The sequence below is a fragment of the Lysobacter sp. GQ73 genome (assembly GCF_059758755.1).
Genome location: NZ_JCAXEE010000001.1, coordinates 1,123,063 through 1,146,664, shown reverse-complemented (window position 1 = coordinate 1,146,664; position 23,602 = coordinate 1,123,063). Strand labels below are relative to the sequence as shown.

Annotated in this window: 25 protein-coding genes; 20 read left to right on the top strand and 5 right to left on the bottom strand. The window is 69.0% G+C overall.

Annotated elements, in window-relative coordinates:
* Nucleotides 1-24: 24 nt before the first annotated feature.
* Nucleotides 25-522, bottom strand: coding sequence for a glycine zipper 2TM domain-containing protein (locus tag AC6CH2_RS04725; protein WP_498268130.1), 498 nt, complete (start codon nt 520-522; stop codon nt 25-27).
* 148 nt (nt 523-670) lie between these two features.
* Nucleotides 671-1,123 (bottom strand): hypothetical protein, encoded by a 453-nt coding sequence (locus AC6CH2_RS04720; RefSeq protein WP_498268129.1) that lies wholly within the window; start codon nt 1,121-1,123, stop codon nt 671-673.
* A 248-nt stretch (nt 1,124-1,371) separates the two neighbouring features.
* On the opposite strand from AC6CH2_RS04720, the gene AC6CH2_RS04715 reads away from it, so the two are divergent.
* Nucleotides 1,372-2,187: a tRNA threonylcarbamoyladenosine dehydratase gene (locus AC6CH2_RS04715; protein ID WP_435395675.1), complete on the top strand. Its 816-nt coding sequence runs from the start codon at nt 1,372-1,374 to the stop codon at nt 2,185-2,187.
* A 135-nt stretch (nt 2,188-2,322) separates the two neighbouring features.
* Here the strand turns inward: AC6CH2_RS04715 and AC6CH2_RS04710 are convergent, their stop codons facing one another.
* Nucleotides 2,323-3,114, bottom strand: coding sequence for a TatD family hydrolase (locus tag AC6CH2_RS04710; RefSeq protein ID WP_498268128.1), 792 nt, complete (start codon nt 3,112-3,114; stop codon nt 2,323-2,325).
* A 4-nt stretch (nt 3,115-3,118) separates the two neighbouring features.
* Complete coding sequence (locus AC6CH2_RS04705; RefSeq protein WP_498268127.1) at nt 3,119-3,343, bottom strand: DUF6116 family protein; 225 nt, start codon at nt 3,341-3,343, stop codon at nt 3,119-3,121.
* A gap of 201 nt (nt 3,344-3,544) precedes the next feature.
* Here AC6CH2_RS04705 and AC6CH2_RS04700 point away from each other — a divergent pair, with 201 nt between their 5' ends.
* The 6 genes from AC6CH2_RS04700 (at nt 3,545) to asnB (ending at nt 11,648) form a co-directional block, all read left to right on the top strand.
* Nucleotides 3,545-4,366 carry a glycine zipper 2TM domain-containing protein gene (locus AC6CH2_RS04700; protein ID WP_498268126.1) on the top strand — a complete coding sequence of 274 codons (822 nt, stop codon included), beginning with the start codon at nt 3,545-3,547 and terminating at the stop codon, nt 4,364-4,366.
* Nucleotides 4,367-4,700: 334 nt separating this feature from the next.
* Nucleotides 4,701-5,864 (top strand): acyl-CoA dehydrogenase family protein, encoded by a 1,164-nt coding sequence (locus AC6CH2_RS04695; RefSeq protein ID WP_435395671.1) that lies wholly within the window; start codon nt 4,701-4,703, stop codon nt 5,862-5,864.
* A 219-nt stretch (nt 5,865-6,083) separates the two neighbouring features.
* Nucleotides 6,084-6,638: a GNAT family N-acetyltransferase gene (locus AC6CH2_RS04690; protein WP_498268125.1), complete on the top strand. Its 555-nt coding sequence runs from the start codon at nt 6,084-6,086 to the stop codon at nt 6,636-6,638.
* Nucleotides 6,602-7,276: a glutathione S-transferase family protein gene (locus AC6CH2_RS04685; protein WP_498268124.1), complete on the top strand. Its 675-nt coding sequence runs from the start codon at nt 6,602-6,604 to the stop codon at nt 7,274-7,276. The genes AC6CH2_RS04690 and AC6CH2_RS04685 overlap by 37 nt, the downstream gene beginning before the upstream one ends.
* A gap of 95 nt (nt 7,277-7,371) precedes the next feature.
* On the top strand, nt 7,372-9,666 hold the full coding sequence (locus tag AC6CH2_RS04680) for a thiamine pyrophosphate-dependent enzyme (RefSeq protein ID WP_498268216.1): 2,295 nt from the start codon (nt 7,372-7,374) through the stop codon (nt 9,664-9,666).
* A gap of 5 nt (nt 9,667-9,671) precedes the next feature.
* Nucleotides 9,672-11,648 (top strand): asparagine synthase (glutamine-hydrolyzing), encoded by a 1,977-nt coding sequence (gene asnB, locus AC6CH2_RS04675; protein WP_498268123.1) that lies wholly within the window; start codon nt 9,672-9,674, stop codon nt 11,646-11,648.
* A gap of 133 nt (nt 11,649-11,781) precedes the next feature.
* On the opposite strand, the gene ygfZ is transcribed toward asnB, so the two are convergent.
* Nucleotides 11,782-12,657, bottom strand: coding sequence for a CAF17-like 4Fe-4S cluster assembly/insertion protein YgfZ (gene ygfZ, locus AC6CH2_RS04670; protein WP_498268122.1), 876 nt, complete (start codon nt 12,655-12,657; stop codon nt 11,782-11,784).
* A gap of 30 nt (nt 12,658-12,687) precedes the next feature.
* Here ygfZ and AC6CH2_RS04665 point away from each other — a divergent pair, with 30 nt between their 5' ends.
* The 13 genes from AC6CH2_RS04665 (at nt 12,688) to AC6CH2_RS04605 (ending at nt 23,598) form a co-directional block, all read left to right on the top strand.
* Nucleotides 12,688-12,876, top strand: a complete 189-nt coding sequence (locus AC6CH2_RS04665; protein WP_435395666.1) for a DUF1674 domain-containing protein — start codon at nt 12,688-12,690, stop codon at nt 12,874-12,876.
* A gap of 98 nt (nt 12,877-12,974) precedes the next feature.
* Nucleotides 12,975-13,370 carry a succinate dehydrogenase, cytochrome b556 subunit gene (sdhC, locus tag AC6CH2_RS04660; RefSeq protein WP_435395665.1) on the top strand — a complete coding sequence of 132 codons (396 nt, stop codon included), beginning with the start codon at nt 12,975-12,977 and terminating at the stop codon, nt 13,368-13,370.
* The gene (sdhD, locus tag AC6CH2_RS04655) at nt 13,367-13,762 is read left to right on the top strand and encodes a succinate dehydrogenase, hydrophobic membrane anchor protein (protein ID WP_435395664.1); all 396 of its coding nucleotides are present in this window, start codon (nt 13,367-13,369) and stop codon (nt 13,760-13,762) included. The genes sdhC and sdhD overlap by 4 nt, the downstream gene beginning before the upstream one ends.
* A gap of 42 nt (nt 13,763-13,804) precedes the next feature.
* A complete protein-coding gene (gene sdhA / locus AC6CH2_RS04650; protein ID WP_498268215.1) occupies nt 13,805-15,559 on the top strand; it encodes a succinate dehydrogenase flavoprotein subunit in 1,755 nt (584 codons plus the stop codon).
* An 81-nt stretch (nt 15,560-15,640) separates the two neighbouring features.
* Nucleotides 15,641-16,423 (top strand): succinate dehydrogenase iron-sulfur subunit, encoded by a 783-nt coding sequence (locus AC6CH2_RS04645; RefSeq protein ID WP_031371457.1) that lies wholly within the window; start codon nt 15,641-15,643, stop codon nt 16,421-16,423.
* 103 nt (nt 16,424-16,526) lie between these two features.
* On the top strand, nt 16,527-16,949 hold the full coding sequence (locus AC6CH2_RS04640; protein WP_498268121.1) for an MAPEG family protein: 423 nt from the start codon (nt 16,527-16,529) through the stop codon (nt 16,947-16,949).
* A complete protein-coding gene (locus tag AC6CH2_RS04635) occupies nt 16,946-17,629 on the top strand; it encodes a hypothetical protein (protein WP_498268120.1) in 684 nt (227 codons plus the stop codon). Before AC6CH2_RS04640 ends, AC6CH2_RS04635 begins: the two co-directional genes overlap by 4 nt.
* A 23-nt stretch (nt 17,630-17,652) precedes the next feature.
* Nucleotides 17,653-17,928: an FAD assembly factor SdhE gene (locus AC6CH2_RS04630; protein ID WP_498268119.1), complete on the top strand. Its 276-nt coding sequence runs from the start codon at nt 17,653-17,655 to the stop codon at nt 17,926-17,928.
* Nucleotides 17,879-18,325, top strand: coding sequence for a hypothetical protein (locus AC6CH2_RS04625; RefSeq protein ID WP_498268118.1), 447 nt, complete (start codon nt 17,879-17,881; stop codon nt 18,323-18,325). The genes AC6CH2_RS04630 and AC6CH2_RS04625 overlap by 50 nt, the downstream gene beginning before the upstream one ends.
* Nucleotides 18,326-18,519: 194 nt before the next feature.
* Nucleotides 18,520-19,764: a lipoprotein-releasing ABC transporter permease subunit gene (locus AC6CH2_RS04620; protein WP_498268117.1), complete on the top strand. Its 1,245-nt coding sequence runs from the start codon at nt 18,520-18,522 to the stop codon at nt 19,762-19,764.
* A gap of 85 nt (nt 19,765-19,849) precedes the next feature.
* Nucleotides 19,850-20,521, top strand: coding sequence for a lipoprotein-releasing ABC transporter ATP-binding protein LolD (lolD, locus tag AC6CH2_RS04615; protein ID WP_498268214.1), 672 nt, complete (start codon nt 19,850-19,852; stop codon nt 20,519-20,521).
* 2 nt (nt 20,522-20,523) lie between these two features.
* Nucleotides 20,524-22,908 (top strand): DNA internalization-related competence protein ComEC/Rec2, encoded by a 2,385-nt coding sequence (locus AC6CH2_RS04610; RefSeq protein WP_498268116.1) that lies wholly within the window; start codon nt 20,524-20,526, stop codon nt 22,906-22,908.
* A gap of 27 nt (nt 22,909-22,935) precedes the next feature.
* On the top strand, nt 22,936-23,598 hold the full coding sequence (locus AC6CH2_RS04605) for a MotA/TolQ/ExbB proton channel family protein (RefSeq protein WP_435395590.1): 663 nt from the start codon (nt 22,936-22,938) through the stop codon (nt 23,596-23,598).
* Nucleotides 23,599-23,602 lie beyond the last annotated feature (4 nt).

Sequence of the window (23,602 nt, the reverse complement as noted above, 5' to 3'; positions counted from 1 at the left end):
GGGCCGCCGCGGTACAACGGTCGATCAACGAACGTAGGCGCGACCGTTGGCGACGCGGACGTAGGTGTTCTCGCGAATGCCGCCGAGGTCCTTCTGGCTGACCACCACGGTGCGGCCGTCGTTCATGCGCACATAGACGTTATAGCTCGGCGCGCCGACGCGGTTCTGGATGGCGTTGCCGGCGAGGGCGCCGGCGGCGGCACCGGCGACGGTCGCGGTGTTGCGGCGGCCCTTGCTGTCGGTGTGATCGTCGGCGATCTCGCGGCCGGCGACGGCGCCGACCAAGCCGCCCAGGATCGCACCGGTCGCGCGCGGGGCCGTGCTCGTCGCGGAGGTCTGTTCGATACGGGTCACCACACCGCAGTCGTAACAATTGTTTTGCTGATTGCCGTAGCTCGGTTGCGACGGCGGCGGGTAGCTGTTGCCGTAGCCTCCGCCGTAGCCCGGAGACGTCGCACAGCCGGCAAGCGCCAGCGAAGCGGCCGCGGCCAGACCCAGCAATCGGATGTTATTGGTGTTCATTCGAGGCTCCTGCGCTTAGGGGCGAGTGGCGGACAGTTGCCACGCATCGCCAAGCTATGCGCAGTCACGTGAACACGTGTTCAATTTTTGACCCTGTCTCCGACTTCTTCCCCACCGCGTTCAGCTCGCGGCGGGGAAGCGCAGGCACTCAGCCGCGGAACTCCTGATGGCAGGCTTTGCAGGCTTCGCCGATCTGTTCCGAAACGGCGCTGACGCCGGCGCAGTTGAGCGGCGGGCTGGTCAGCGCGCCGTCGAGCGCTGCGCGCATTTTGCTCGCGTGCTGGCCGAAGCGGCCGTCGTCCTTGAGGTCGGGGAAGGCCGGTTCGAGATCGTCGGCCATGGTGCGCAGGGCCTTCAGATGCGGGATCGTGTCGGTGGCTCCGCAACGGTTCTGTTCGGCCTTGCCTTTGAGCTGGCCCAGATGCCATTGCTGTACTTGCATGACGCTGTCGGGAAAATGGTCCTTGCGCTGGTCCAGTGCGCGTACCGCCATCACCGTGGCGACGACGCCGCCGACCAGGCCGATCAAGAACAGAAACAGGTACTTCGAACCATTGCCTTTGCGCTTTGCGTCGGCGGTGGTGGGCTGGGTATCGCTCATTGCCTGGCCTCGTTCCAATGTCGAGGCACGATAGCACGCGCGAACGTGAGGTCCAGGCCAGTGCAGGCGCGCTCGAAATCCCCAGGAGGCCAAGCCTTCCAGGCCGGTCAGAGGCACATTGCCCGAGGCGGGAGCGGGCGGGCGGAGCAAGCTGGGCGGGCGCTCGGTTTCGGCGGGGCGCCGCTGCCGCGCCGCAGTGTCCCAGCGGCCGCGCCGGAAAGCCGCGCCGCCGCCCTTACAATATGCGCATGACCCCGCCAACCTCCGACTCCCTCTGGCAAGAACGCTTTGCCGGCATCGACCGCTTGTACGGCCACGGCTCGGTCGCGCGCTTCCGCGAATGCCGCATCGCCGTGGTCGGCATGGGCGGCGTCGGCTCCTGGGCGGTGGAGGCGCTGGCGCGCACCGGCATCGGCCACCTGACCCTGATCGACGCCGACGACCTGTGCGTATCCAACACCAACCGTCAGTTGCCGGCCCTGGAAGGCCAGTACGGCCGCGCCAAGGTCGAGGCCATGGCCGAGCGTTGCCGGGCAATCAATCCGGCCATCGAGGTCGACCCGGTGCAGAGCTTCCTGACCCCGTCGAACCTGGACGAGCTGCTGGACCGCGGTTTCGACCTGGTCCTCGACGCCTGCGACAGTTTCCGCAGCAAGGTCGAACTGATCGCCTGGTGCAGGCGCCGCAAGCTGCCGGTGATCGTGGTCGGCTCGGCCGGCGGCCGCACCGATCCGACCCTGGTGCGGGTGCGCGACCTGTCGCGCACCGAGCACGATGCGATGCTGGCGCTGATCCGCAAGAAGCTGCGTGGCGAGTTCAACTTCCCGAAGAACCCCGGCCGCTATTTCAGCGTCTCGGCGATCTATTCGCTGGAGAACGTCAAATACCCGCAGCCCGACGGCAGCGTCTGCGGCCTGCGGCCGAAGCTCGCCGGCGACGCCGCCCTGAAGCTGGACTGCGGCGCCGGGCTCGGCGCGGCTACCCACATCACCGGCGTGTTCGCCTTCGCCGCGGTCGGCCGCGCGCTGGAGATCCTGCTCAAGCCCAAGGCGCAGGCGGCCTGAGCCGCAGCCCCGCCTTGGGATAGGGGCGCAAGCGGCGACCGCGGGCTTCGACCCGGGGCGATAGCTGGTATCGAATCGATCGGCAGCCGTGGTTGCGCCGCCGTTGGGTCGGCGCGGTCGCGGCTTGCGCCGCTCCTACCCGGAAGCGACACCCGATGCAGGCGGCAGCTTGAACAGCCGCTCGGCATTGCGGCTGGTCGCGGCGGCGAGTTCGTCCAGCGATATTCCGCGCAGTTCGGCGATGGTCTCGGCAATGCCGGCCAACCGCGCCGGTTCGTTGCGTTGGCCGCGGATCGCCGCATCCGGCTGGTCGGGCGCATCGGTTTCGAGCAGCAACTGCTCGATCGGCATCGCCGCGACGATGCGCCGCAGGCGCTTGGCGCGGTCGTAGGTGACCGGCCCGCCGAGCCCGAGCAGGAAACCGGCCTTCCACAACTGCCCGGCCTGTTCTTCGCTGCCGGAATAACTGTGGACCACGCCGCGCAGGCCGCCGATGCGGCGGAACGCGGCGATGGCGGCCTCGACCGCATGGCGCGCGTGCACGATCACCGGCAGGTCGTACTCGCGCGCGAGTTTCAGCTGGCCTTCGAAATAGCGCGACTGCTCGTCTCGATCGAGCCCGTCGACGAAATAATCCAGCCCGCATTCCCCGACCGCGAGCGGCCGTTCGCGGTCGATCCAGTCGCGCAGCTCGTGCAGATGCTCGGGTCGGTGCGAGGACAGGTACATCGGGTGCAGGCCGTAGGCCGGGTACAGGCCGGGCGCGCTCGCGCAGACTTCGCGCAACTTCGGCCAACCGGCGGCGTCGATCGCCGGTACGAGCTGACGGGCGATGCCGGCCCGGCGCGCGCGCGCGATGACCTCATCGCGGTCGGAATCGAACTCGGCCGCGTCGAGATGGCAGTGGCTGTCGACCAGGGCGGGCATGCGCTCAGCGCTTGGGCGGCGAGGGCGGCTCGATGGTCGCCGGCGCCTTGCGGTTCTTCCAGTTCGCCAGCAGCAGGGTGCCGAGGCCGAGCAGGATTTCGTCGGCGAACGGGACGAAGTCGGGGATCACCAGGTCGACCAGGAACAGCGCCGCGGTGACCACGAACAGACGCGGATAGCTCAGGCGTCCGAGAAAGCCCATCAGGGGAGCGAGCAGAGGATTGGCCATGTTCGGTCGAGTTGTGACGCGGGTTGCAAACACGCTAGCACGGGGCCGCGCGACGATTCATACCCAGGACAGATTGGCGAAAATCAATAGGCACCGGTTCAGCTTTCAAGTGGTGGAATGGCGCCATCCCCCCAACGGCCGCCAGCGTTTACCGGCCGTCCGCACCTCACCTAATTGCTCACCGCGCCCCGGAGACACCAAATGAACAAGAACATGATAGCTGTAGCGATTGCGGCGCTGCTGGTCGGCGGCGTTGCCGTCGCGGCGTTCCAGAGCTTCCGAGGCAACGGCGCGGCCGGCCAGGCCGGGTTGGCTCCGGTCGCGGGCGCCGAACTTGCGCCGGCCGGCACGGTCGGCGACATCGCCGCCAACGGCGCGATCAACACCTCGCCGCAGGTCGACTACGCCGACGTGGTCAAGGTCGACCCGATCAACGAGAAGCAGAAGCTGTACGCGACCGTGATCGGCACCGATCCGGTCCGCGAGACCAACACCACCTCGACCCCGCGCGAAGTCTGCGAAGACGTGGTCGTGCAGGAGCGGCTGGCCGAGCGCGACGGCAACGTCGGCGGCACCGTCGCCGGCGCGGTCATCGGCGGCCTGCTCGGCAACCAGGTCGGCGGCGGCAACGGCAAGAAGGCCGCGACCGCGGCCGGCGCCGTGGCCGGCGGCTTCATCGGCAACCGGGTGGACCGCAACCATGTCGGCGGCCGCGTGGTGAACCGCACCGAGCGCCAGTGCCACACCGTGTCGGACAAGTCGCAGTCCTCGCGCGTGGTCGCCTACAACGTGACCTACCGCAACCCGGACGGCACCACCGGCACCATGCGCACCGAGAGCAAGCCGGGCAGCCGCATCGCGCTGGGCAGCGAAGACAAGGTCGTCGGCTACGACGTGACCTACCGCTACCAGGGCCAGGAGCAGACCATCCGCATGGACGAGCGCCCGACCCAGCGCCTGCCGGTCATCGACGGCCAGGTCGTGACCCAGACCGCATCGGCCAGCGCGCCGAGCCGCGGCTGAGTCCGGCAAACCAGGCGACACCCGAACGGGGCCGGATCTTCCGGCCCCGTTTTTTTTAAGCGGCTCGGCCGCGAGCAGGGCAGGCCGTCGCGCTCGCTCGGAGCCGGGCGGGGACGCTGCCACGCCTGCAGCAACGGACAAGCCTGACTCTCGCGCGCGTTTCCCTAGCGAGCCGCGGATGCCGGCGAGAAACCCGCCCGCTGCCGCACGGGCCTGCGCAAGAATTCCCCGGATAGCGGCAACTGGGCGAATCCGCGGGTTTTCGGCCTTACCCGCGCCGCGAGGGGCCATTACAATGGCCGTCTTTCTGTCCTAGAGGTCTCCCAAGCGCGCCATGGCCCTGAATCCCTACGATCTCTACGACGTCCGTTCCTTGCTCAGCGACGAGGAGCGCGCCGTCCAGGACACCGTGGCCCGTTTCACCGATGAGCGCGTGATCCCGATCATCGGCGATGCCTTCGACCAGGGCCGCTTCCCGAAGGAACTGGTGCCGGAAATCGCCGCGCTCGGCCTGCTCGGCTCGTCCCTGCCGGAGCAGTACGGTTGCGCCGGCCTCAATGCGGTCAGCTACGGCCTGATCTGCCAGGAACTCGAGCGCGGCGACAGCGGCATCCGCAGTTTCGTCAGCGTGCAGTCCTCGCTGTGCATGTACCCGATCTTCGCCTACGGCACCGAAGAACAGCGCCAGCGCTGGCTGCCGGGCATGGCCCGCGGCGAGATCATCGGTTGCTTCGGCCTGACCGAGCCGCACGGCGGTTCCGACCCGGCCAACATGAAGACCAACGCCAAGCGCGACGGCGGCGACTGGGTCCTCAACGGTTCCAAGATGTGGATCACCAACGGCAACCTGGCCGACATCGCCATCGTCTGGGCGCAGACCGACGACGGCATCCAGGGCTTCGTGGTCGAGAAGGGCATGCCCGGTTTCGCCGCCCAGGAAATCAAGCACAAGATGAGCCTGCGCGCGTCGGTGACCTCGTCGCTGTTCTTCGACAACGTGCGCGTGCCCGAGGCCAACCGACTGCCCAACGTCAAAGGCCTGAAGGGGCCGCTGGGCTGCCTGACCCAGGCGCGCTACGGCATCACCTGGGGCCCGATCGGCGCGGCCATCGCCTGCCTCGACGAAGTGCTGGGCTACACCAAGGAACGCATCCTGTTCGAGCGTCCGGTCGCGGCGACCCAGTCGGCGCAGATCAAGATGGCCGAGATGGCGCGCCGTATCACCATGGCGCAGTTGCTGGTCGTGCAGCTCGGCCGGCTCAAGGACGCCGGCAACATGCAGCCGACCCAGGTCAGCCTGGCGAAGTGGAACAACTGCCGCATGGCCATCGACATCGCGCGCGAATGCCGCGACCTGCTCGGCGGCGCCGGCATCACCACCGAGCACGCGGCGATCCGTCATGCGCTGAACCTGGAGTCGGTGATCACCTATGAAGGCACCGAGACCGTGCACCAGCTGGTGGTCGGCCGCGAGTTGACCGGGATCAGCGCGTTCTGAGTGTTCGCTCCGTTTCCCGGGAGCTGGCGGTACTTTACTTCTCCCGCACGCGGGGGGAGGTGGCCCGAAGGGCCGGATGAGGCGCATGCGGTCCGGCGGCCTTGCACGCAGCCGACGCAGCCGACGCAGCCGGATCGCGCCCCTCATCCAACCCCTCTCTCATAAGCGGCGAGGGGCTACGACATGGCGAAGCTGGCGCAAGGGGAGAACCGAGCCGTGATGACGATTCCCGACATCGAACTGGAAACGCCGCGCCTGATCCTGCGCCCGCCGCGCCTGGACGATTTCGACGCCTGGGCTTCTTTCATGGATGCCGGCGACTACCTGCGCTACATCGGCGGGCCGCAGCCGCGGTCGGTCGCCTGGCGCGGCCTGATGTCGGTGATCGGTTCCTGGGCCGCGCTCGGCTACGGGTTCTTCTCGGTCTACGAAAAAAGCTCCGGGCGCTGGGTCGGCCGCCTCGGCCCCTGGCAGCCGGAGGGCTGGCCGGGCACCGAAGTGGGCTGGGGCATCGTCGAGAGCGAAGGCGGCAAGGGCTATGGCACCGAGGGCGCCGCCGCGGCGACCGACTGGGCGTTCGAGCATCTCGGCTGGAACGAGGTCATCCACACCATCGACGCCGACAACGCGCCGTCCAAGGCCGTGGCCGCCAAGCTCGGCTCGCGTTACCTGCGCCAGGATCGCCTGCCGGCGCCGGCCGACATGGAAGTGGAAGTCTGGGGCCAGACCCGCGAGGAATGGCGGGCGCGCCGCCGCTCGGGAACCGTCGCGTGATCACCGTTCACGGTTTTTCGCCCTCGGGCAATTGCCATAAACTGCGCCTGTTGCTCGAACAGCTCGGCGAACCTTACGCCTGGGTCGAAGTCGACAGCAGCCGCGGCGAAACCCATACGCCGCAATTCCTCGCTCTCAATCCCAACGCCAAGGTGCCGGTCGTCGAGTTCGACGACGGCCGCACGCTGAGCGAATCCAACGCGATCCTGTACTACCTCGCCGACGGCAGCCCGTTCCTGCCGAGCGACCGCTGGCAACGCGCGCAGGCGCTGAGCTGGATGAACTTCGAGCAGTACAGCCACGAGCCCTGCATCGCCGTGGCCCGTTTCATCGCCGGCTGGACCCCACTGGATTCGCCGCGGCGCGCCGAGCTGCCGTCGCTGCGCGAACGCGGCCATCGCGCGTTGGCGGTGATGGAGCGGCACCTGCTGTCGTACGATTGGTTCAGCGGCCCGGCCTACGGCATCGCCGACATCGCCTTGTTCGCCTACACCGACGTCGCCGGCCACGGCGGCATCGAGCTGGCGCCGTATCCGGCGATCAATGCCTGGCGCGCGCGGGTGCGCGCGACGCCGGGCTTCGTCGCCTTGCCCGATCCCGACCCGCAGGCGGCGCAGCGCATCGCGCAGACGCCATGACGGGTCCGGCCTGATTCTTCCTTGATGAGCCGGCCCGGCGACGGGCGGCGGAGTGTTCGATGTCAGCGCAACTGCAGTCTTCGATCTTCAACCACATGCCGAACTTCAACGCGGTGCCGAGCCCGATCCCGGCACGCATGAAGGGCCTCAACCGGGCCGAAATCTGCGACGCCAATTTCGTCGAGTTCGTCAAACAGTGGGACGGGCGCGCCGATGCGCGGCCGGCGCCGGACGAGGCGGTCCTGCCGGGCAGCGCGCTCGACGCGCGCGGCTTCCGCGAGTTGTTCGAGTCGCAGCTGATCAGCCGCCACCTCGACCTGATGGCGCGCGTGCTGCGCGTGCAGAACAAGGTCTTCTACACCATCGGATCCAGCGGCCACGAAGGCAATGCGATGGTCGCGCGGCTGACCCGCCACACCGATCCGGCGTTCCTGCATTACCGCAGCGGCGGCTTCATGGCCGAGCGGTTCCGCAAGCTGCCCGGCATGGACCCGGTGATGGATTCGGCGCTGAGTTTCGCCGCCAGCAAGGACGACCCGGCCTCGGGCGGCCGGCATAAAGTCTGGGGCAGCAAGCCCTTGTGGGTGCTGCCGCAGACCTCGACCATCGCCTCGCACCTGCCCAAGGCGCTCGGCACCGCGGTCGCGATCGAAACCGGCCGCCGCCTCGGCCACGCCTTGCCGATCCCCGACGACAGCATCGCCATCTGCTCGTTCGGCGATGCCTCGGCCAACCACGCCACTGCGCAGACCGCATTCAACGCCGCCGCCTGGACCGCCTACCAGAAGCTGCCGGCGCCGGTGTTGTTCGTCTGCGAAGACAACGGCATCGGCATTTCGGTCAAGACCCCGGGCGGCTGGATCGCCAACCGTTTCCGCAACATGGACGGCCTGGATTATTTCGCCGCCGACGGCCTCGACCTGGCCAGCGGTTACGCCGACGTGCAACGCGCGGTCGAACATTGCCGCCGCAGCCGCCGTCCGACCTTCCTGCACCTGCGCACGACCCGGATCATGGGCCACGCCGGCACCGACTTCGAGATCGAATGGCGGTCGTTCGAGGAATTGTGCGCGGTCGAAGCCAGCGACCCGCTGCTGCGCTCGGCGGCGATCGCGCTCGAGTCGGGGCTGATGTCGAAGCAGGACGTGCTCGACCTGTACGAGGCGACCCGCAAGCAGTGCTTCGCCGCCGCCGAGGAAGCCGACCGCCGGCCCAAGCTCGACCGCCTCGACGAGGTGATAGCGCCGCTGGCGCCGTACTCGCCCGAAGCGGTGCAGCGGGAAGCCAAGCGCGCCGATTTCGACGAGCGGCGCCTGCAGGTATTCGGCAGCGAGGCCAAGCTGCCCGAACAACAGCCGCCGCGCCATCTGGCGATCCAGATCAACAACGCCCTGCACGACTTGTTCGCCAAGTATCCGGAAACGCTGCTGTTCGGCGAGGACGTGGCGCAGAAGGGCGGCGTCTACACCGTCACCAAGGGCTTGCAGAAGGCGTTCGGCCCGCGCCGCGTGTTCAACACCCTGCTCGACGAGACCATGATCCTCGGCATGGCCCAGGGCTTCGCCAACGTCGGCCTGATGCCGATCCCGGAGATCCAGTACCTGGCGTATTTCCACAACGCCTGCGACCAGATCCGCGGCGAGGCGGCCTCGCTGCAGTTCTTCAGCAACAACCAGTACCGCAACCCGATGGTGGTGCGCATCGCAGGCCTGGGCTACCAGCGCGGCTTCGGCGGGCATTTCCACAACGACAACTCGATCACCGCCTTGCGCGACATCCCCGGCCTGGTGGTCGGTTGCGCCTCGCGCGGCGACGACGCCGCGACCATGCTGCGCACCCTGACCGCGCTGGCCAAGGTCGACGGCCGCGTTTCGGTGTTCCTGGAGCCGATCGCGCTGTACATGACCAAGGATTTGTACGAAGCCGGCGACGGCGCCTGGCTGACTTCGTATCCCAAGCCCGACGAGGCGATGATTCTCGGCGAAGGTCGCGTGTATGCGCCGCAGGACGGCAGCGGGGGCGACGACCTGGTGATCTTCAGCTACGGCAACGGCGTGCCGATGAGCCTGCGCGCGGCTCGCGAGATCGAGAAGCAGCACGGCTGGAAGGCGCGGGTGATCGACCTGCGCTGGCTGGTGCCGCTCAACGATGCCTACATCGCCGAACAGGCGCGCGGCGCCAGGCGCATCATCGTCGTCGACGAAGGCCGGCGCAGCGCCGGCGTCGGCGAGGGTGTGATCACCGCCCTGGCCGAGGCCGGTTTCGGCGGCGTGCCGTTGCAGCGCGTGGTCGGCGTCGACACCTACACGCCGCTGGCCGGCGCGGCCTTCCTGGTGATCCCCGGCGAAGACGACATCGTCCGCGCCGCCGACGCGCTCGCGAAGGGCTGACGGCCATGTGCGGACTGGCCGGCCTGCTGTGTCCGCGCACCGATATCGGCCACGAGCATCTGCTCGAACTGGCCGGCGCGATGGGCGAGGCCTTGCGTCACCGCGGTCCCGACGACGACGGCGTCTGGGCCGACGCCGCGCACGGCATCGCCCTGGCTCATAGCCGGTTGAGCATCCTGGACCTGTCGCCGCTGGGCCATCAGCCGATGGCTTCGGCCGACGGCCGTTACGTGGTCGCCTACAACGGCGAGGTCTACAACTTCGCCGCCCTACGCGAGGAATTGCTCGAGCGCGGCCATGCCTTCCGCGGGCACTCCGACACCGAGGTGTTGTTGGCCGCGGTGGTGGAGTGGGGCGTCGAACACGCGGTGGCGCGCTGCAACGGCATGTTCGCGATCGCTCTGTGGGATCGCCGCGAACGGGCGCTGTGGCTGGCCCGCGACCGGGTCGGCAAGAAGCCGCTGTACTACGGCTGGGCCGGCGACAGCCTGGTGTTCGGTTCCGAACTCAAGGCCCTGTGGCGACACCCGCAATTCGACAACGGCGTCGACCGCAACGCGCTGGCGCTGTTGCTGCGCTACGACTACGTGCCGGCGCCGTACGCGATCCACACCGGCACCTTCAAGCTGATGCCGGGCACCTTGCTGCGTTTCGACGCGGCCGCGGTCGCGCGCGGCCCCGCCGCGCACGATCCCAACCGCGACCAGCACCGGTACTGGCATGCGCGCGAGCGCATGGCCGCGGCCATCCGCCATCCGTTCGACGGCGACATCGACGCCGCCGAGGAACGGCTGGACGAGCTGCTGCGCGACGCGGTCGGCCTGCGCATGGTCGCCGACGTGCCGGTCGGCGTGTTCCTGTCCGGCGGCACCGACTCGTCGGTAGTGACCTCGCTGATGCAGGCGCTGAGCGCGAAGCCGGTGCAGAGCTTCACCATCGGCTTTCAGGGCTCGCACCACGACGAGGCGCCGCTCGCGCTCGAAGTCGCGCGTCACCTGGGCACCGCGCATACCGAGCTTTATGTCAGCGGCGCCGATGCGCTGGCGGTGGTACCGCGGCTGCCGGCGATGTTCGACGAACCCTTCGCCGACGCCTCGCAGGTGCCGACCGCGCTGGTCTGCGCGCTGGCGCGCAGCCAGGTCACCGTGGCGCTGTCGGGCGACGGTGGCGACGAATTGTTCTTCGGCTACACGCGCTACGAGCGCGCCTTGCGCAACCTGCGCCTGCAGCGGCGCGTGCCGGCGCCGTTGCGGCGCTGGCTGGCCAAGTCCGCGAGCGGCCATGGCGAGGCCTCGCGCGCCGGCGGTTTCGCCGCGTTCGCCGCCGAGATGGGCGCGCAGGGCATCGGCGATGTCTACCGCAACCGCATCGTGCGCTGGCGTTTCCCGCAGGCCGCGGTGCCCGGGTCGAAGCTGCCGGCGACGATGTACGACCTCGCCGAGCCGCTGGGCGGCCTGGGTACGCCAGCCGACGCGATGATGCTGGCCGACTACAGCGTGTATCTGCCCGACGACCTGCTGTGCAAGGTCGACCGCGCCAGCATGGCGGTCGGCCTGGAAGCGCGCGCGCCGTTGCTCGACACCCACGTCGCCGAATTCGCCTGGTCCTTGCCGCTGCAGTTCAAGCGCGGCGACGGCGGCAGCAAGTACCTGCTCAAGCGCGTGCTCAAGCGCTACCTGCCCGACGCCATGGTCGACCGCGGCAAGCGCGGCTTCGGCGCGCCGGTGACCCAGTGGTTGCGCGGCGACCTGCGCGAATGGGCGGCGGCCTTGCTCGACCCGCAGCGCCTGCGCGAGGAAGGCTATCTGGACGCCGACCTGGTCGGCGGCCTGTGGCGGCAGTTCCAGGCCGGCGAACGCCGCTGGCATACGCACCTGTGGAACGTGCTGATGTTCCAGGCTTGGCAGGCGCACTGGAAAGCCGAGCGCAACGAAGTCGGGCGCTCGGTGTGGATGTCGACCACCGGCGAAGGCGGGTTGTAGCGCGAGCGCAAGCCAGGCCCATGGGGCAGGAGCGGCGCAAGCCGCGACCGCGAACCTCTGTAATGCCGGCGCCGCCGCCTGCAACCCCGCGATCGCGGCCTGCGCCGCTCCGACTATCGGTAGCGCAACTTCTTCAGCGCGCGAAACCGCCCAGCAGCGGCACTTCCTCGACCGCCTGTCCGCCGATGCTGAGCGCCTGGTCCGGGCGTTCCAGCGGCAGCACCGCCAGGGCCAGATGGGTTCCGCCGTCGCTGGCCGCGGCGACTGCGCTGCCGAGCGCCGCGCTTTCGCCGCGCACTTCCATGCCGGGCTCGACCGGGGCGGCCGCGGCGAACGCCGCCAGACCGCGCTTGGCCTTGCCGAGGAAATGGGTGCGGGCGACGATCTCCTGGCCGGGATAGCAGCCTTTCTTGACGCTGAAGGCGCGCAGGCGTTCCAGCGAGAGCTGTTGCGGCGTCCATTGCTCGGCCTGCGAGGCCGGCAGGCGCGGCAGGCCGTGGCGCAGGTCGGCCAGCGTCCACTGGGCGGCCGCGGCCGGGTTCTCGGGCGCCGCGCTTGCGGTGGCGAGGATGCGCAGGCTGCGCGCGCCGCCGTCGCCGCTGAGATCCAGCTCGAGGCCGTGGTCGTCGTCGCCGCCCAGCGCCGCGCTGCGCGCCTGCGCCGGCGCGGCCCAGCGGCCTTCGGCGCGCAGGTCCTCGCGCACGGCGATGACCACCTTGCTGCGGAATACGAATCGTTTCAGCGCCTCGGCGATCGCCGCGGCGTCGGCGTCCGGGACCAGCAGCCAGACCCGCTGCTCGGACAGCCGAAGCAGGGCGAATAGCGCAATCAGGCGCCCTTTGGGCGTCAGCCAGCCGCTCCAGTGCCAATGACGGTCGGCGAGCGTCTTCACGTCATTCATGAACTGAGACTGCGCAAAGGCTGCTGCGTCGCGGCCTTCGAGGGTGATCAGGCGTTGGCCGGGCAGGGTAAACGCCTGTCCGTGCAAGGGGTGCGGGTTGTCAGGCATGGGGGCCGGGAATTAATATTTAACGCTGTGATGATAGGCGAAACCACCCCGGAAGCACCTTCGGACCTCCAGTCCGAGACCCCGGCGACTCCCGTACCGGATACGGGAGGCGATTCGTCTTCCGCCAAGGACGCTCGCAAAGAGCACGGTGGTCGCGAGGGTCCCGAACCGACCCGTTACGGCGACTGGGAAAAGAACGGCCGCTGCATCGATTTCTGATCCGACGTCCGACCGCTACCCCTCACGCCTCCACCCCACGCAGCGCTCACACGCTCCCCCGCCACGCGGCGCCGCCGCCCAGCTGAGATTGCCATCGCATGGCGAACCGCGAACGACCCCTGTCACCGCATCTGCAGGTTTACCGCTGGCAGATACAGATGGTGACCTCGATCCTGCACCGGGCCACCGGTATCATCCTAGCCGTCGGCGGTCTGCTGATCGCCTGGGCGCTGGTGTCGCTCGCGGCCGGCCCCGAAGCCTGGGCCCGGTTCACCGCCTGCGCCCGCTCGCCGCTCGGCTTTCTGGTCCTGTTCGGCTGGACCTGGGCCTTCGCCTACCACCTGATCAACGGCATCCGCCATCTGGTCCAGGACGCGGGCTACGCCTACAAGGTCGACACCTTCGTGCGCAACGGCTGGATCAGCGTGATCGGCAGCCTGGTGCTGACGGCGCTGATCTGGATCGTCGCCATGATGTCGCGAGGTGCCGCATGAGCGCGAACGACAAGCGTCTGCGCAACCCGCTCAAGACCGCGCGCGGCCTGGGCTCGGCGAAGGACGGCACCCATCACTTCGTGGTCCAGCGCGTCACCGCGATCGCCCTGATCGCCCTGACCCTGTACCTGCTCGGCCTGATCGTGTCGTGGATCGGCGGCGACTACGCCGCGGTGCGCGCCTCGGTCGCGCATCCCTGCAACGCGGTGCTGCTGAGCGCGTTCGTGGTGGCGATGTTCTGGCACGCCAAGCTCGGCCTGCAGATCATCATCGAGGACTACGTCCACACCCCGGGGCTGGCGATCGCTTCCCAGCTCACGGTGGTTTTCGTTTGCGTACTCGCGGCTCTCGCCAGCGTGCTCGCCATCATCCGCATCGCGTTGGGAGCCTGAGTCGTGGCCTCTGCCTACAAGATTCAAGAACACAAGTTCGACATGGTCGTGGTCGGCGCCGGCGGCGCCGGTCTGCGCGCCACCTTCGGCCTGGCCCAGAAGGGCTTGAAGACCGCCTGCATCACCAAGGTGTTCCCGACCCGCTCGCACACCGTCGCCGCCCAGGGCGGCATCTCCGCCGCGCTCGGCAACATGGGCGAGGACGACTGGCGCTACCACTTCTTCGACACCGTCAAGGGTTCGGACTGGCTGGGCGACCAGGACGCGATCGAGTACATGTGCAAGGAGGCCATCCCGGCCATCATCGAGCTCGAGCACCAGGGCGTGCCGTTCTCGCGCACCGACGAGGGCAAGATCTATCAGCGCCCGTTCGGCGGCATGACCACCAAGTACGGCGAAGGCCCGCCGGCGCAGCGCACCTGCGCCGCCGCCGACCGCACCGGCCACGCCATCCTGCACACCCTGTACCAGCAGTCGCTGGCGCACGACGCGCAGTTCTTCATCGAATACTTCGCTCTCGACCTGATCATGGACGAGACCGGCGCCTGCCGCGGCGTGCTCGCGCTCGACATGGCCGAAGGCACCCTGCATCTGTTCCGCGCCCAGGGCACGGTGCTGGCGACGGGCGGCTACGGCCGCGCCTATTTTTCGGCGACCTCGGCCCACACCTGCACCGGCGACGGCGGCGGCATGGCGCTGCGCGCCGGCCTCGGCCTGCAGGACATGGAATTCGTCCAGTTCCACCCGACCGGCATCTACGGCGCCGGCTGCCTGATCACCGAGGGCGTGCGAGGCGAGGGCGGCATCCTGCGCAACGCGAATGGCGAGCGCTTCATGGAGCGCTATGCGCCGAGCGTCAAGGACCTGGCGCCGCGCGACATGGTCAGCCGTTCGATGACCATCGAGATCCGCGAAGGCCGCGGCGTCGGCGAGCACAAGGACCACATCCTGCTCGACCTGACCCACCTCGGCCCCGAAGTGATCCACGAAAAACTTCCCGGCATCGCCGAGTCGGCGCGCATCTTCGCCAACGTCGATGTGGAGAAGGAGCCGATTCCGGTCATCCCGACCGTGCACTACAACATGGGCGGCATTCCGACCAACTACCACGGCGAAGTCGTGCAGTTGAAGAACGGCAACCCCGATGCGGTCGTGCCGGGCCTGTACGCGATCGGCGAAGCGGCCTGCGTGTCGGTGCACGGCGCCAACCGCCTGGGCTCGAACTCGCTGCTCGACCTCGTCGTATTCGGCCGCGCGGTGGCCAACCGCTGCGCCGAAACCATCACCCCCGGCGGCGCCCACGCCCGCCTGGCCGGCGATGCCTGCGACGAAGCGCTGGCGCGCCTGGACAAGCTGCGCAACGCCACCGGCAGCACGCCGACCGCGGTCATCCGCGACAAGATGCAGCGCACCATGCAAGCCGACGCGGCGGTGTTCCGCACCGGCGAGACCCTGGCCGACGGCGTGCGCAAGATGCGCGAGATCCACGCCTCGTTCGCCGACGTCAAGGTCAGCGACCGTTCGCTGATCTGGAACTCGGACCTGATCGAGACCTACGAGCTGTCGAACCTGCTCGGCCAGGCGCTGGCCACCATCGTCTCGGCCGAGAACCGCACCGAGTCGCGCGGCGCCCACGCCCGCGAGGACTTCGCCACGCGCAACGATGAGCAGTGGCAGAAGCACACGCTGTGCTGGGTCGACGAGAAGGGTACGACCAGCATCGACTACCGTCCGGTGCACAACTACACCTTGACCGACGACGTCGCCTACGTCCCGCCCAAGGAACGCAAGTACTGATCGGCGCTACGGCGCGCAGTTCCGCTGCGCGCCATTCACGCAACCCACCGCAGTACTGCCGCAAGCCGAGAGATCGCCAGCATGGCCGAATTCGCTCTACCCAAGAACTCCCAGATCCAGAAGGGCCGTCACTGGCCGACGCAGGGCGCCAAGCAGCCGCGTACCTTCAAGGTCTACCGCTGGAACCCCGACGACGGCCTCAACCCGCGCGTGGACACTTATGAAGTGGACCTCGCGACCTGCGGCCCGATGGTTCTCGACGCGCTGATCAAGATCAAGAACGAGATCGACCCGACCCTGACCTTCCGCCGGTCCTGCCGCGAAGGCATCTGCGGGTCGTGCGCGATGAATATCGACGGCACCAACACCCTGGCCTGCACCCGCGCGATCACCGATTGCGACAAGCCCGAGGTGCCGATTTATCCGTTGCCGCACATGTCGGTGGTCAAGGACCTGGTGCCGGACCTGACCCACTTCTACGCCCAGTACGCCTCGATCCGCCCGTGGCTGCGCACCCAGAGCGCGACCCCGTCGGACCGCGAGCGCCTGCAGTCGCCGGAAGACCGCAAGAAGCTCGACGGCCTGTACGAGTGCATCCTGTGTGCGTGCTGCTCGACCAGTTGCCCGAGTTACTGGTGGAACGGCGACCGTTACCTCGGCCCGGCGATCCTGCTGCAGGCCTATCGCTGGATCATCGATTCGCGCGACGAGGACACCGGTGCGCGCCTGGACGATCTGGAAGATCCGTTCAAGCTGTACCGCTGCCATACCATCATGAACTGCGCCCGCACCTGCCCGAAGGGCCTGAACCCGGCGCAGGCGATCGGCGAGATCAAGAAGCTGATGCTGGCGCGTCGCGTCTAAGCCCGGACGCATTGCCCGGTTCCAACCCACGACGGCGCCTCGGGCGCCGTCGTGCCGTCCAGCCAGTCGCAGGCGGCGTATCCGCGCCGCCCGGGGGTGAGCGATGTACTCGAAGGCGATGTTGCTGCCGGTGCTGGCGATGGTCGCGCTGACCTGCGCGGTGTGGCTGCGCATGTACGCGGTGCGGATCGGCCAGATGCGCCGCGACCGCATCCACCCGCAAGCGGTGGCGACCTCGGCGCAGGCCGCCGCGCGGCTCACCGACAGCGCGGCGGCCGACAATTTCCGCAACCTGTTCGAGCTGCCGGTGCTGTTTTATCTGGCCGCGGTCGTGGCCGTGCTCGCCGGACTGGCCGACGGCGTCGCCCTGGCCCTGGCCTGGACGTTCGTGGTCCTGCGCATCGCCCACAGCGCGATCCATTGCGGCTACAACCGGGTCATGCACCGTTTCTTCGTCTACGCCGCCGGCGCGCTCGCGCTGTGGGCGTTGTGGATCCATCTCGCAATCGGAATGCTGAACTCATGAACGATTTATCCCGCGTGATCGCTGCGCGTTTCGTCCGCACCACGCTGGCCGCGCTGACCGCCGCCGCATTCTGCGCCGCACCGGCTTTCGCCGACACCGCCAAGGCCGCCGGCGCGACGCAGGGCGGCGCCCGCGTCGCCGATGCGCGTCAATTGCTGGAGACGATGGGGTACGCCGAAATCCTCAAGCAGGGCCTGAGCATGGTGTTCGGCCAGGCCCCGTCCAGCGGCGAAGCGCCGGACGAGGCCGACGATGCGCTGATGAAGCGTTTGTTCGACAGCTTGCCGGCCGGGCCCTTCCTCGAAGGCGCCTCCAGGCGTCTGGCGCAGAGCGCGAGCCAGGCCGAGGTCGACGAAGGCCTGGCCTACTTCCGCGGCCCGGCCGGACAGACCGAGCTGGCGTGCGTGCGAGACACCCTCGGCACGCCGACTACGCTCGATTGCATCCGCGAGCGCGGCGGCGACGCGCATCTGCAGGCGCATCGAGCGTTCGCCGAAACCTCGATCGAGGACAAGCTCGGCGGCGTCATGGGCGGCGACAGCGGCGATGCCGATTTCGCCGCGTCGGTCAAGCTCGCGCTCGAACAGGACCCGGCCCTGGCGAAGGAGCTGGACGCACATTGCCAGCGCGACCGGGCCGGCGTGTGCGAAATCGTGAAACCGGCCCGGGCCGCGCCCTGAGTTCGATGCGAGGAAGCGACGGGATGAGCGAAACCGGCGAAAGCCGCGAGGAACGCGACGAGGTCGAACTGCGCCGGTTGCGCTGGCGCTGCCGGCGCGGCATGCGCGAGCTGGACCAGTTGTTCGGGCGCTATCTCGACCGCGTCTGGAAGCAGGCTTCCGACGCCGAGCGCGGGGTTTTCCTACGGTTGCTGGAAACCGAGGACGATAAGCTCTGGCACTGGTTCATGGGCCACGAAGCCGCCAGCGATGCCGAACTCGACCGTCTCGTCCAATCGATCCGCGCCTTGCCGCCTTGAGTGGCGGCCGTCGCGCCTGCTCGCGGCGGCGCTGATCCTGCTGGGGCTGGCTGCGGCGTTGTCGCTGTGGCTCAGCGAGTGCCCACGCGCCGTGGCCGGGCCGCTGGCCGCGGTGGCCCTGGCCTGGGGCGTGTATTCGGCGTGGCGCGAGCTGCGCCGGCCGCCGCAGCGCCTGATCGTCGCCGGCGAGCGCGCCAGCCTCGACGAATGGCCGATCGCCGGGCTGCGCCTGCAGTGGCGCGGCTGGCTGGCCCGGCTCGATTTCACCGGCCCGGACGGGCGGGAGCGGCGCCTGCTGTGGTGGCCGGACCGGCTGGACGCCCGCGGCCGCCGTGAACTGCGGCTGGCCGTCGCGGTCTCAGCCCCTGCGCGCGATGTGCGTTCGATGGCACCATGAGGCGGATTCGAGATTCTCGGGACTCGGGACTCGGGACTCGGGATTCGGGGATTCGGGATTCGGGATTCGGGATTCGAGGCGGGAATCGGCAGTCACCAGACCATAGAGCACCGTTTGTCCATTCGCAGCCGGCATCACAGAGACAGAGCCCCACGATGAAAGCAACTTCCAACTCCATGGTCCCGGCTGCATAGATGTTCAAACCTATCTCCGTCGCCATCGGCTTGCGCTATCTGCGCGCCAAACGCCGTAACGGCTTCATCTCCTTCATTTCCCTGGCTTCGATCGCGGGCATCGCCCTCGGCGTGACCGCGCTGATCACCACCCTGGCGGTGATGAGCGGGTTCCAGCGCGAGATCCGCGACCGCATGCTGCAGATGGCCGCCCACGCCACCGTCAGCGCCTACGGCGAACCGCTGACCGAATGGCGGCTGGCGATCGACAAGGCCACCGCCGACCCGCGCGTGGCCGGCGCCGCGCCCTACATCGAAAAGGAAGCGCTGCTGTCGTCGACGCGGCAACAGCCGGCGATCATCCGCGGCGTCGACCCGGCCGAGGAAGGCAAGGTCTCGGTGCTCGCCGAGAAGATGGTCGAAGGCAAGCTGGACTCGCTGACCCCGGGCAGTTTCAACATCGTCCTCGGCAAGGAACTGGCGCTGTGGATGGGCGCCCAGGTCGGCGACAGCGTGGTGGTGATGACCGCCGACGGCCGCAGCACGCCGATGGGGGCGATGCCGCAGCTCAAGCGATTCACCGTCAGCGGCATCTTCGAGGCCGGCTACAACGAGTACGACAAGGGCCTGGCGGTGGTCAACATGCGCGACATCCAGCGCGTGCTGCGCATGGGCGATGGCGTTACCGGCGTGCGCCTGAGGCTGCACGACATGGACAAGGCCTGGGACGTCGCCCGCGATCTCGCGGTGGCGCTCGGTGGCCCCTATCGGGTCAGCGACTGGAGCAACGACAACGCCAACATGTTCCGCGCCCTGAAGATGGAGAAGGCGGTGATGGCGATCCTGCTGTCGCTGATCATCGCGATGGGCGCGTTCAACCTGGTGTCCTCGCAGGTCATGCTGGTCACCGACAAGCAGGCCGACATCGCGATCCAGCGCACCCTAGGCCTGACCCCGATGAGCGTGATGCGGATCTTCATGGTCCAGGGCACCCTGATCGGGATCATCGGCACGGTGCTCGGCGTGGTCGGCGGCATCGTCCTGACCCTCAACCTCGAACATATCCTCAAGGCCATCGAGACCGTGCTCGGCGTGCAGCTGTTGCCGGAAGACGTCTATTACATCACCGGCTTGCCGACCGACCTGCAGACCAGCGATGTGACCATCATCGCCTGCGTGGCGCTGGCGATGGCCTTCCTGGCCACGATCTATCCCGCCTGGCGCGCCGCGCGCACGGCGCCGGCGGAGGCGCTGCGCTATGAATAACCCTCAACACGCCGGCCTCGGCCATACCGTCGCCGGGCAAGCCTCCGCCGCCGACGACATCGTGCTGCGCTGCGACGGCCTGGCGATGACTTACTCGGAAGGCAAGCTGCACACGCCGGTGTTCCAGGGCCTGGAGCTGGCGGTGCGCAAGGGCGAGACGGTCGCCATTCTCGGCGCGTCCGGCGCCGGCAAGAGCACCTTGCTGCATCTGCTCGGCGGCCTCGACACGCCGACCGCGGGCGAGGTGTATGTCGCCGGCGAACGGATGAGCTCCCTGTCGGACCGCGCGCGCGGCCTGCTGCGCAATCAGGCGCTGGGCTTCGTCTACCAATTCCATCATCTGCTGCCCGAGTTCACCGCGCTGGAGAACGTTATGCTGCCGGTGCTGCTCGACGGCCGCAGCCGTTCGGCCACCACCAAACAAGCCTCCGAGCGGGCGAGGGCGCTGCTGGAATCGGTCGGCCTGGGCCATCGTCTCGATCACAAGCCCGGCGAGCTGTCCGGCGGCGAGCGCCAACGCGCCGCGGTCGCGCGCGCCCTGGTCAATCGCCCGGCCTGCGTGCTCGGCGACGAGCCGACCGGCAACCTCGACGAAAAAACCGCCGCGGTGGTGTTCGAGCTGATGCTCGCGCTCAACCGCGACCAGGGCACCAGCCTGGTGCTGGTGACCCACGACCGCCGCCTCGCGCGGCGCCTGGACCGCGTGCTGGAATTGCACGAAGGCAAACTGCGGCAACTGGACGCCGCCGAGGTGTAGACATGCACGACGCGGCAAGGACGCCGCCCTTCGGAAAACTCGTCGCCTGCGCATTGCTGACCGGCATCGGTGCCGGACTGGCCTTGCCACAGGCGTGCCCGTGGGGAATTTCGTTACCGATCCTGATCGTCGCCGGCATCGCCTGGTGGCGGCGGCCGCGCTGGCGCTGGCTCGCCGCGACGGCGCTGGGTTTCGCGCTCGCCAGCCTGCATGCGGTTCATGCGCTGAGCCTGCAGCTGCCGCCGGCCTGGGAAAAACGCGAGGTCGCGCTCAGCGGGCGGATCGTCGACCTGCCGCAGCACGAACCGCGCCGCAGCCGTTTCCTGTTCCGGGTCGACGACGATGCTGACCAGCCCGGACCCTTGCGCGGCCGTTTGGTGCGGCTGGCTTGGTACGACGATGAACTCGAACCGCGCCGGGTGCTGCGCGCCGGTCAGCGCTGGCGCTTCCAGGCGCGGGTGCGGGCGCCGCGCGGGCTGCGCAATCCGGGCGGTCCGGACGCCGAGAAATACGCCTTGATGCAGCGTCTGGCCGCGAGCGGTTATCTGCGCGAGCCGCAGCGTGCGCGGCGGTTGGCCGAGGCGAGCGGGCTCGATGCATGGCGCGAATCACTGTCCGACCGCATCGCCGTCGCGGTGCGATCCCCGGCCTCGCGTTTCGTGCGCGCGCTGGCGCTCGGCGATACCCGCGGCCTGGACGAACGCGACTGGAGCGTGCTGCGCGCCAACGGCCTGACTCACCTGATCGCGATCTCGGGCTTCCACGTCGGCCTGGTCGCGGGTTTTTTCGCCTTGTTCGCGGGCCGGCTTTGGCGAGTGTTTCCCGCGCTGGGGCGGCGCTGCCCGGGGGTGGTTGCGGCGGCGCTCGCGGCGATGCTCGGCGGTCTGGCCTATGCGGCGGCGGTCGGTTTCGCCCTGCCGACCGTGCGCACCTGGCTGATGATCGCCCTGGTCGCGGCGCTGCGGATGTCGCGGCGGCCGTTCCATGCCTTCGATGCCTTGGCGATGGCGGCGATCGCGATGGCCGTGTCCGATCCGCTGGCCGTGCTCGGCGCCGGGTTCTGGCTGAGTTTTCTCGGTGTGGCCTGGTTGCTGTGGTGCCTGCCCGATTCGATGGCGGCGACCGGCTGGCGCGACCGGTTGCGCGGGTTCCTGGGCGCCCAGGGCGTGGCGAGCCTGGGTTTGCTGCCGGTGTGCGTGCTGCTGTTCGGCCAGGCCTCCCTGGCCGGGCCGTTCGCCAACCTGATCGCGGTGCCGTGGTGGAGCCTGGTGGTGGTGCCCCTGGCCTTGCTCGGTACCGGGCTGGAAGCGATCCATGCCGGCGCCGGCGAATTCGCCTGGCGCTGGGCCGCGGCCGGTTTCGAGCTCAGTTGGCCGTTGTTCGAGTCGCTGGCCGACAGTGGCCTGGCGCTGTGGTGGTTGCCGGAACCGGCCTGGTTCGCCTTGCCCTTGGCGATGCTCGGCGCGTTCTGGTTGCTGCTGCCGCGCGGCGTACCGGGCAAGGCCCTGGCCTTGCTGCTGTGGTTGCCTATGTTGTGGCCGGACCGCCGCCTGCCCGCGCCGGGCGAGGCCGAGCTGATCGTCATCGACGTGGGGCAGGGTTTGTCGGTGCTGGTGCGCACCGCGCACCACAACCTGTTGTACGACGCCGGGCCTGCGGTGCGCGACGGATTCGACGCCGGCGAGCGCGCGGTGGTGCCGGCCCTGCATGCGCTCGGCGTGCGCCGCCTCGACCGCGTCGTCGCCAGTCACGGCGACAACGACCACGCCGGCGGCCTGGCCAGCGTGCTGCGGTCGTTTCCGGCACCGGAGGTGTCGGCGCCGCCCGAGGTCGGCGGCGAGGCGATGCGTGGCATCCGCACTCGTGCCTGCGAGGCCGGGCGCGAGTGGCGGTGGGACGGCGTGCGCTTGCGCTTCCTGCACCCGCCGGCTCATTTCCCGTACCTGGGCAACGAATCGAGCTGCGTGCTGCGGGTAGAAAGCCGCCACGGCACCGCGCTGTTGACAGGCGACATCGGCGAAGTGGTCGAGCGCGACCTGGTCCGGCGCGCCGGGGCCTCGGCGCAGGACCGGCTGCGCGCCGAGGTGGTGCTGGTCGCCCACCACGGCAGCGGCGGTTCCTCCGACCCGGGCTTCGTCGCCGCGACCGGCGCCCGCCACGCTCTGGTCTCCAGCGGCCACGGCAACCGCTTCGGCCACCCGCGCGCGGACGTGCTGGAGCGCTGGCGGCGCGCCGGCGCCGCCACTCGCGATACCGCCGCCGATGGCGCCCTGCGGGTGGGGCTGCGTGCCGGAGGCACCGCCGTGGAAACGCGACGCCAGACACACCCGCGCCTGTGGGATGCGACCCGGCATGCGGGCGCTGGGCTATCCTATCGGCCAGATTGATGTCGGCCACGGGCCGGAGGTTCGCGAGTGCTGGAACTGGTCAAGGCCGGCGGTTGGCCGATGATTCCCTTGTTGATCCTGTCGGCGGTGGCGCTGGCGATCATCATCGAACGCCTCTGGACCCTGCGCCGCAGGGCGGTGCTGCCGCCGCAGCTCGGCCAGGAAGTACGCGCCTGGGCCGCGACCGGCAAGCTCGACCCGGCCCACATCGAGTCGCTGCGCGCGACCGCGCCGCTCGGCGAGCTGCTGGCCGCCGCGCTCGACGTTCGCCATCGTCCGCGCGAGGACATCCGCGAGCGCATCGAGGACGTCGGCCGCCACCTCGTGCACCGCATGGAGCGTTACCTGAACACGCTCGGCACCATTTCCGCGGCCGGCCCTTTGCTCGGGCTGTTCGGCACCGTGGTCGGCATGATCCAGATGTTCATGGTCATCAACGACCACGGTATCGGCGACGTCAACCAACTCGCCGGCGGCATCGGCAAGGCGTTGATCTGCACCGCGACCGGCATGATCGTGGCGATTCCGGCGCTGATGGCGCACCGCTGGTTCCGCGGCCGCATCGCCGAATACATCGTGGCGATGGAGCACGAGGCGATCGCGCTGGTCGACGTGCTGACCCCGGGCACGCCCGAGTCGCGCCAGCATGAGGCCCGCGCGCCGGTGCGCCTGGCCGGCCAGGCCGGCTGAGGCG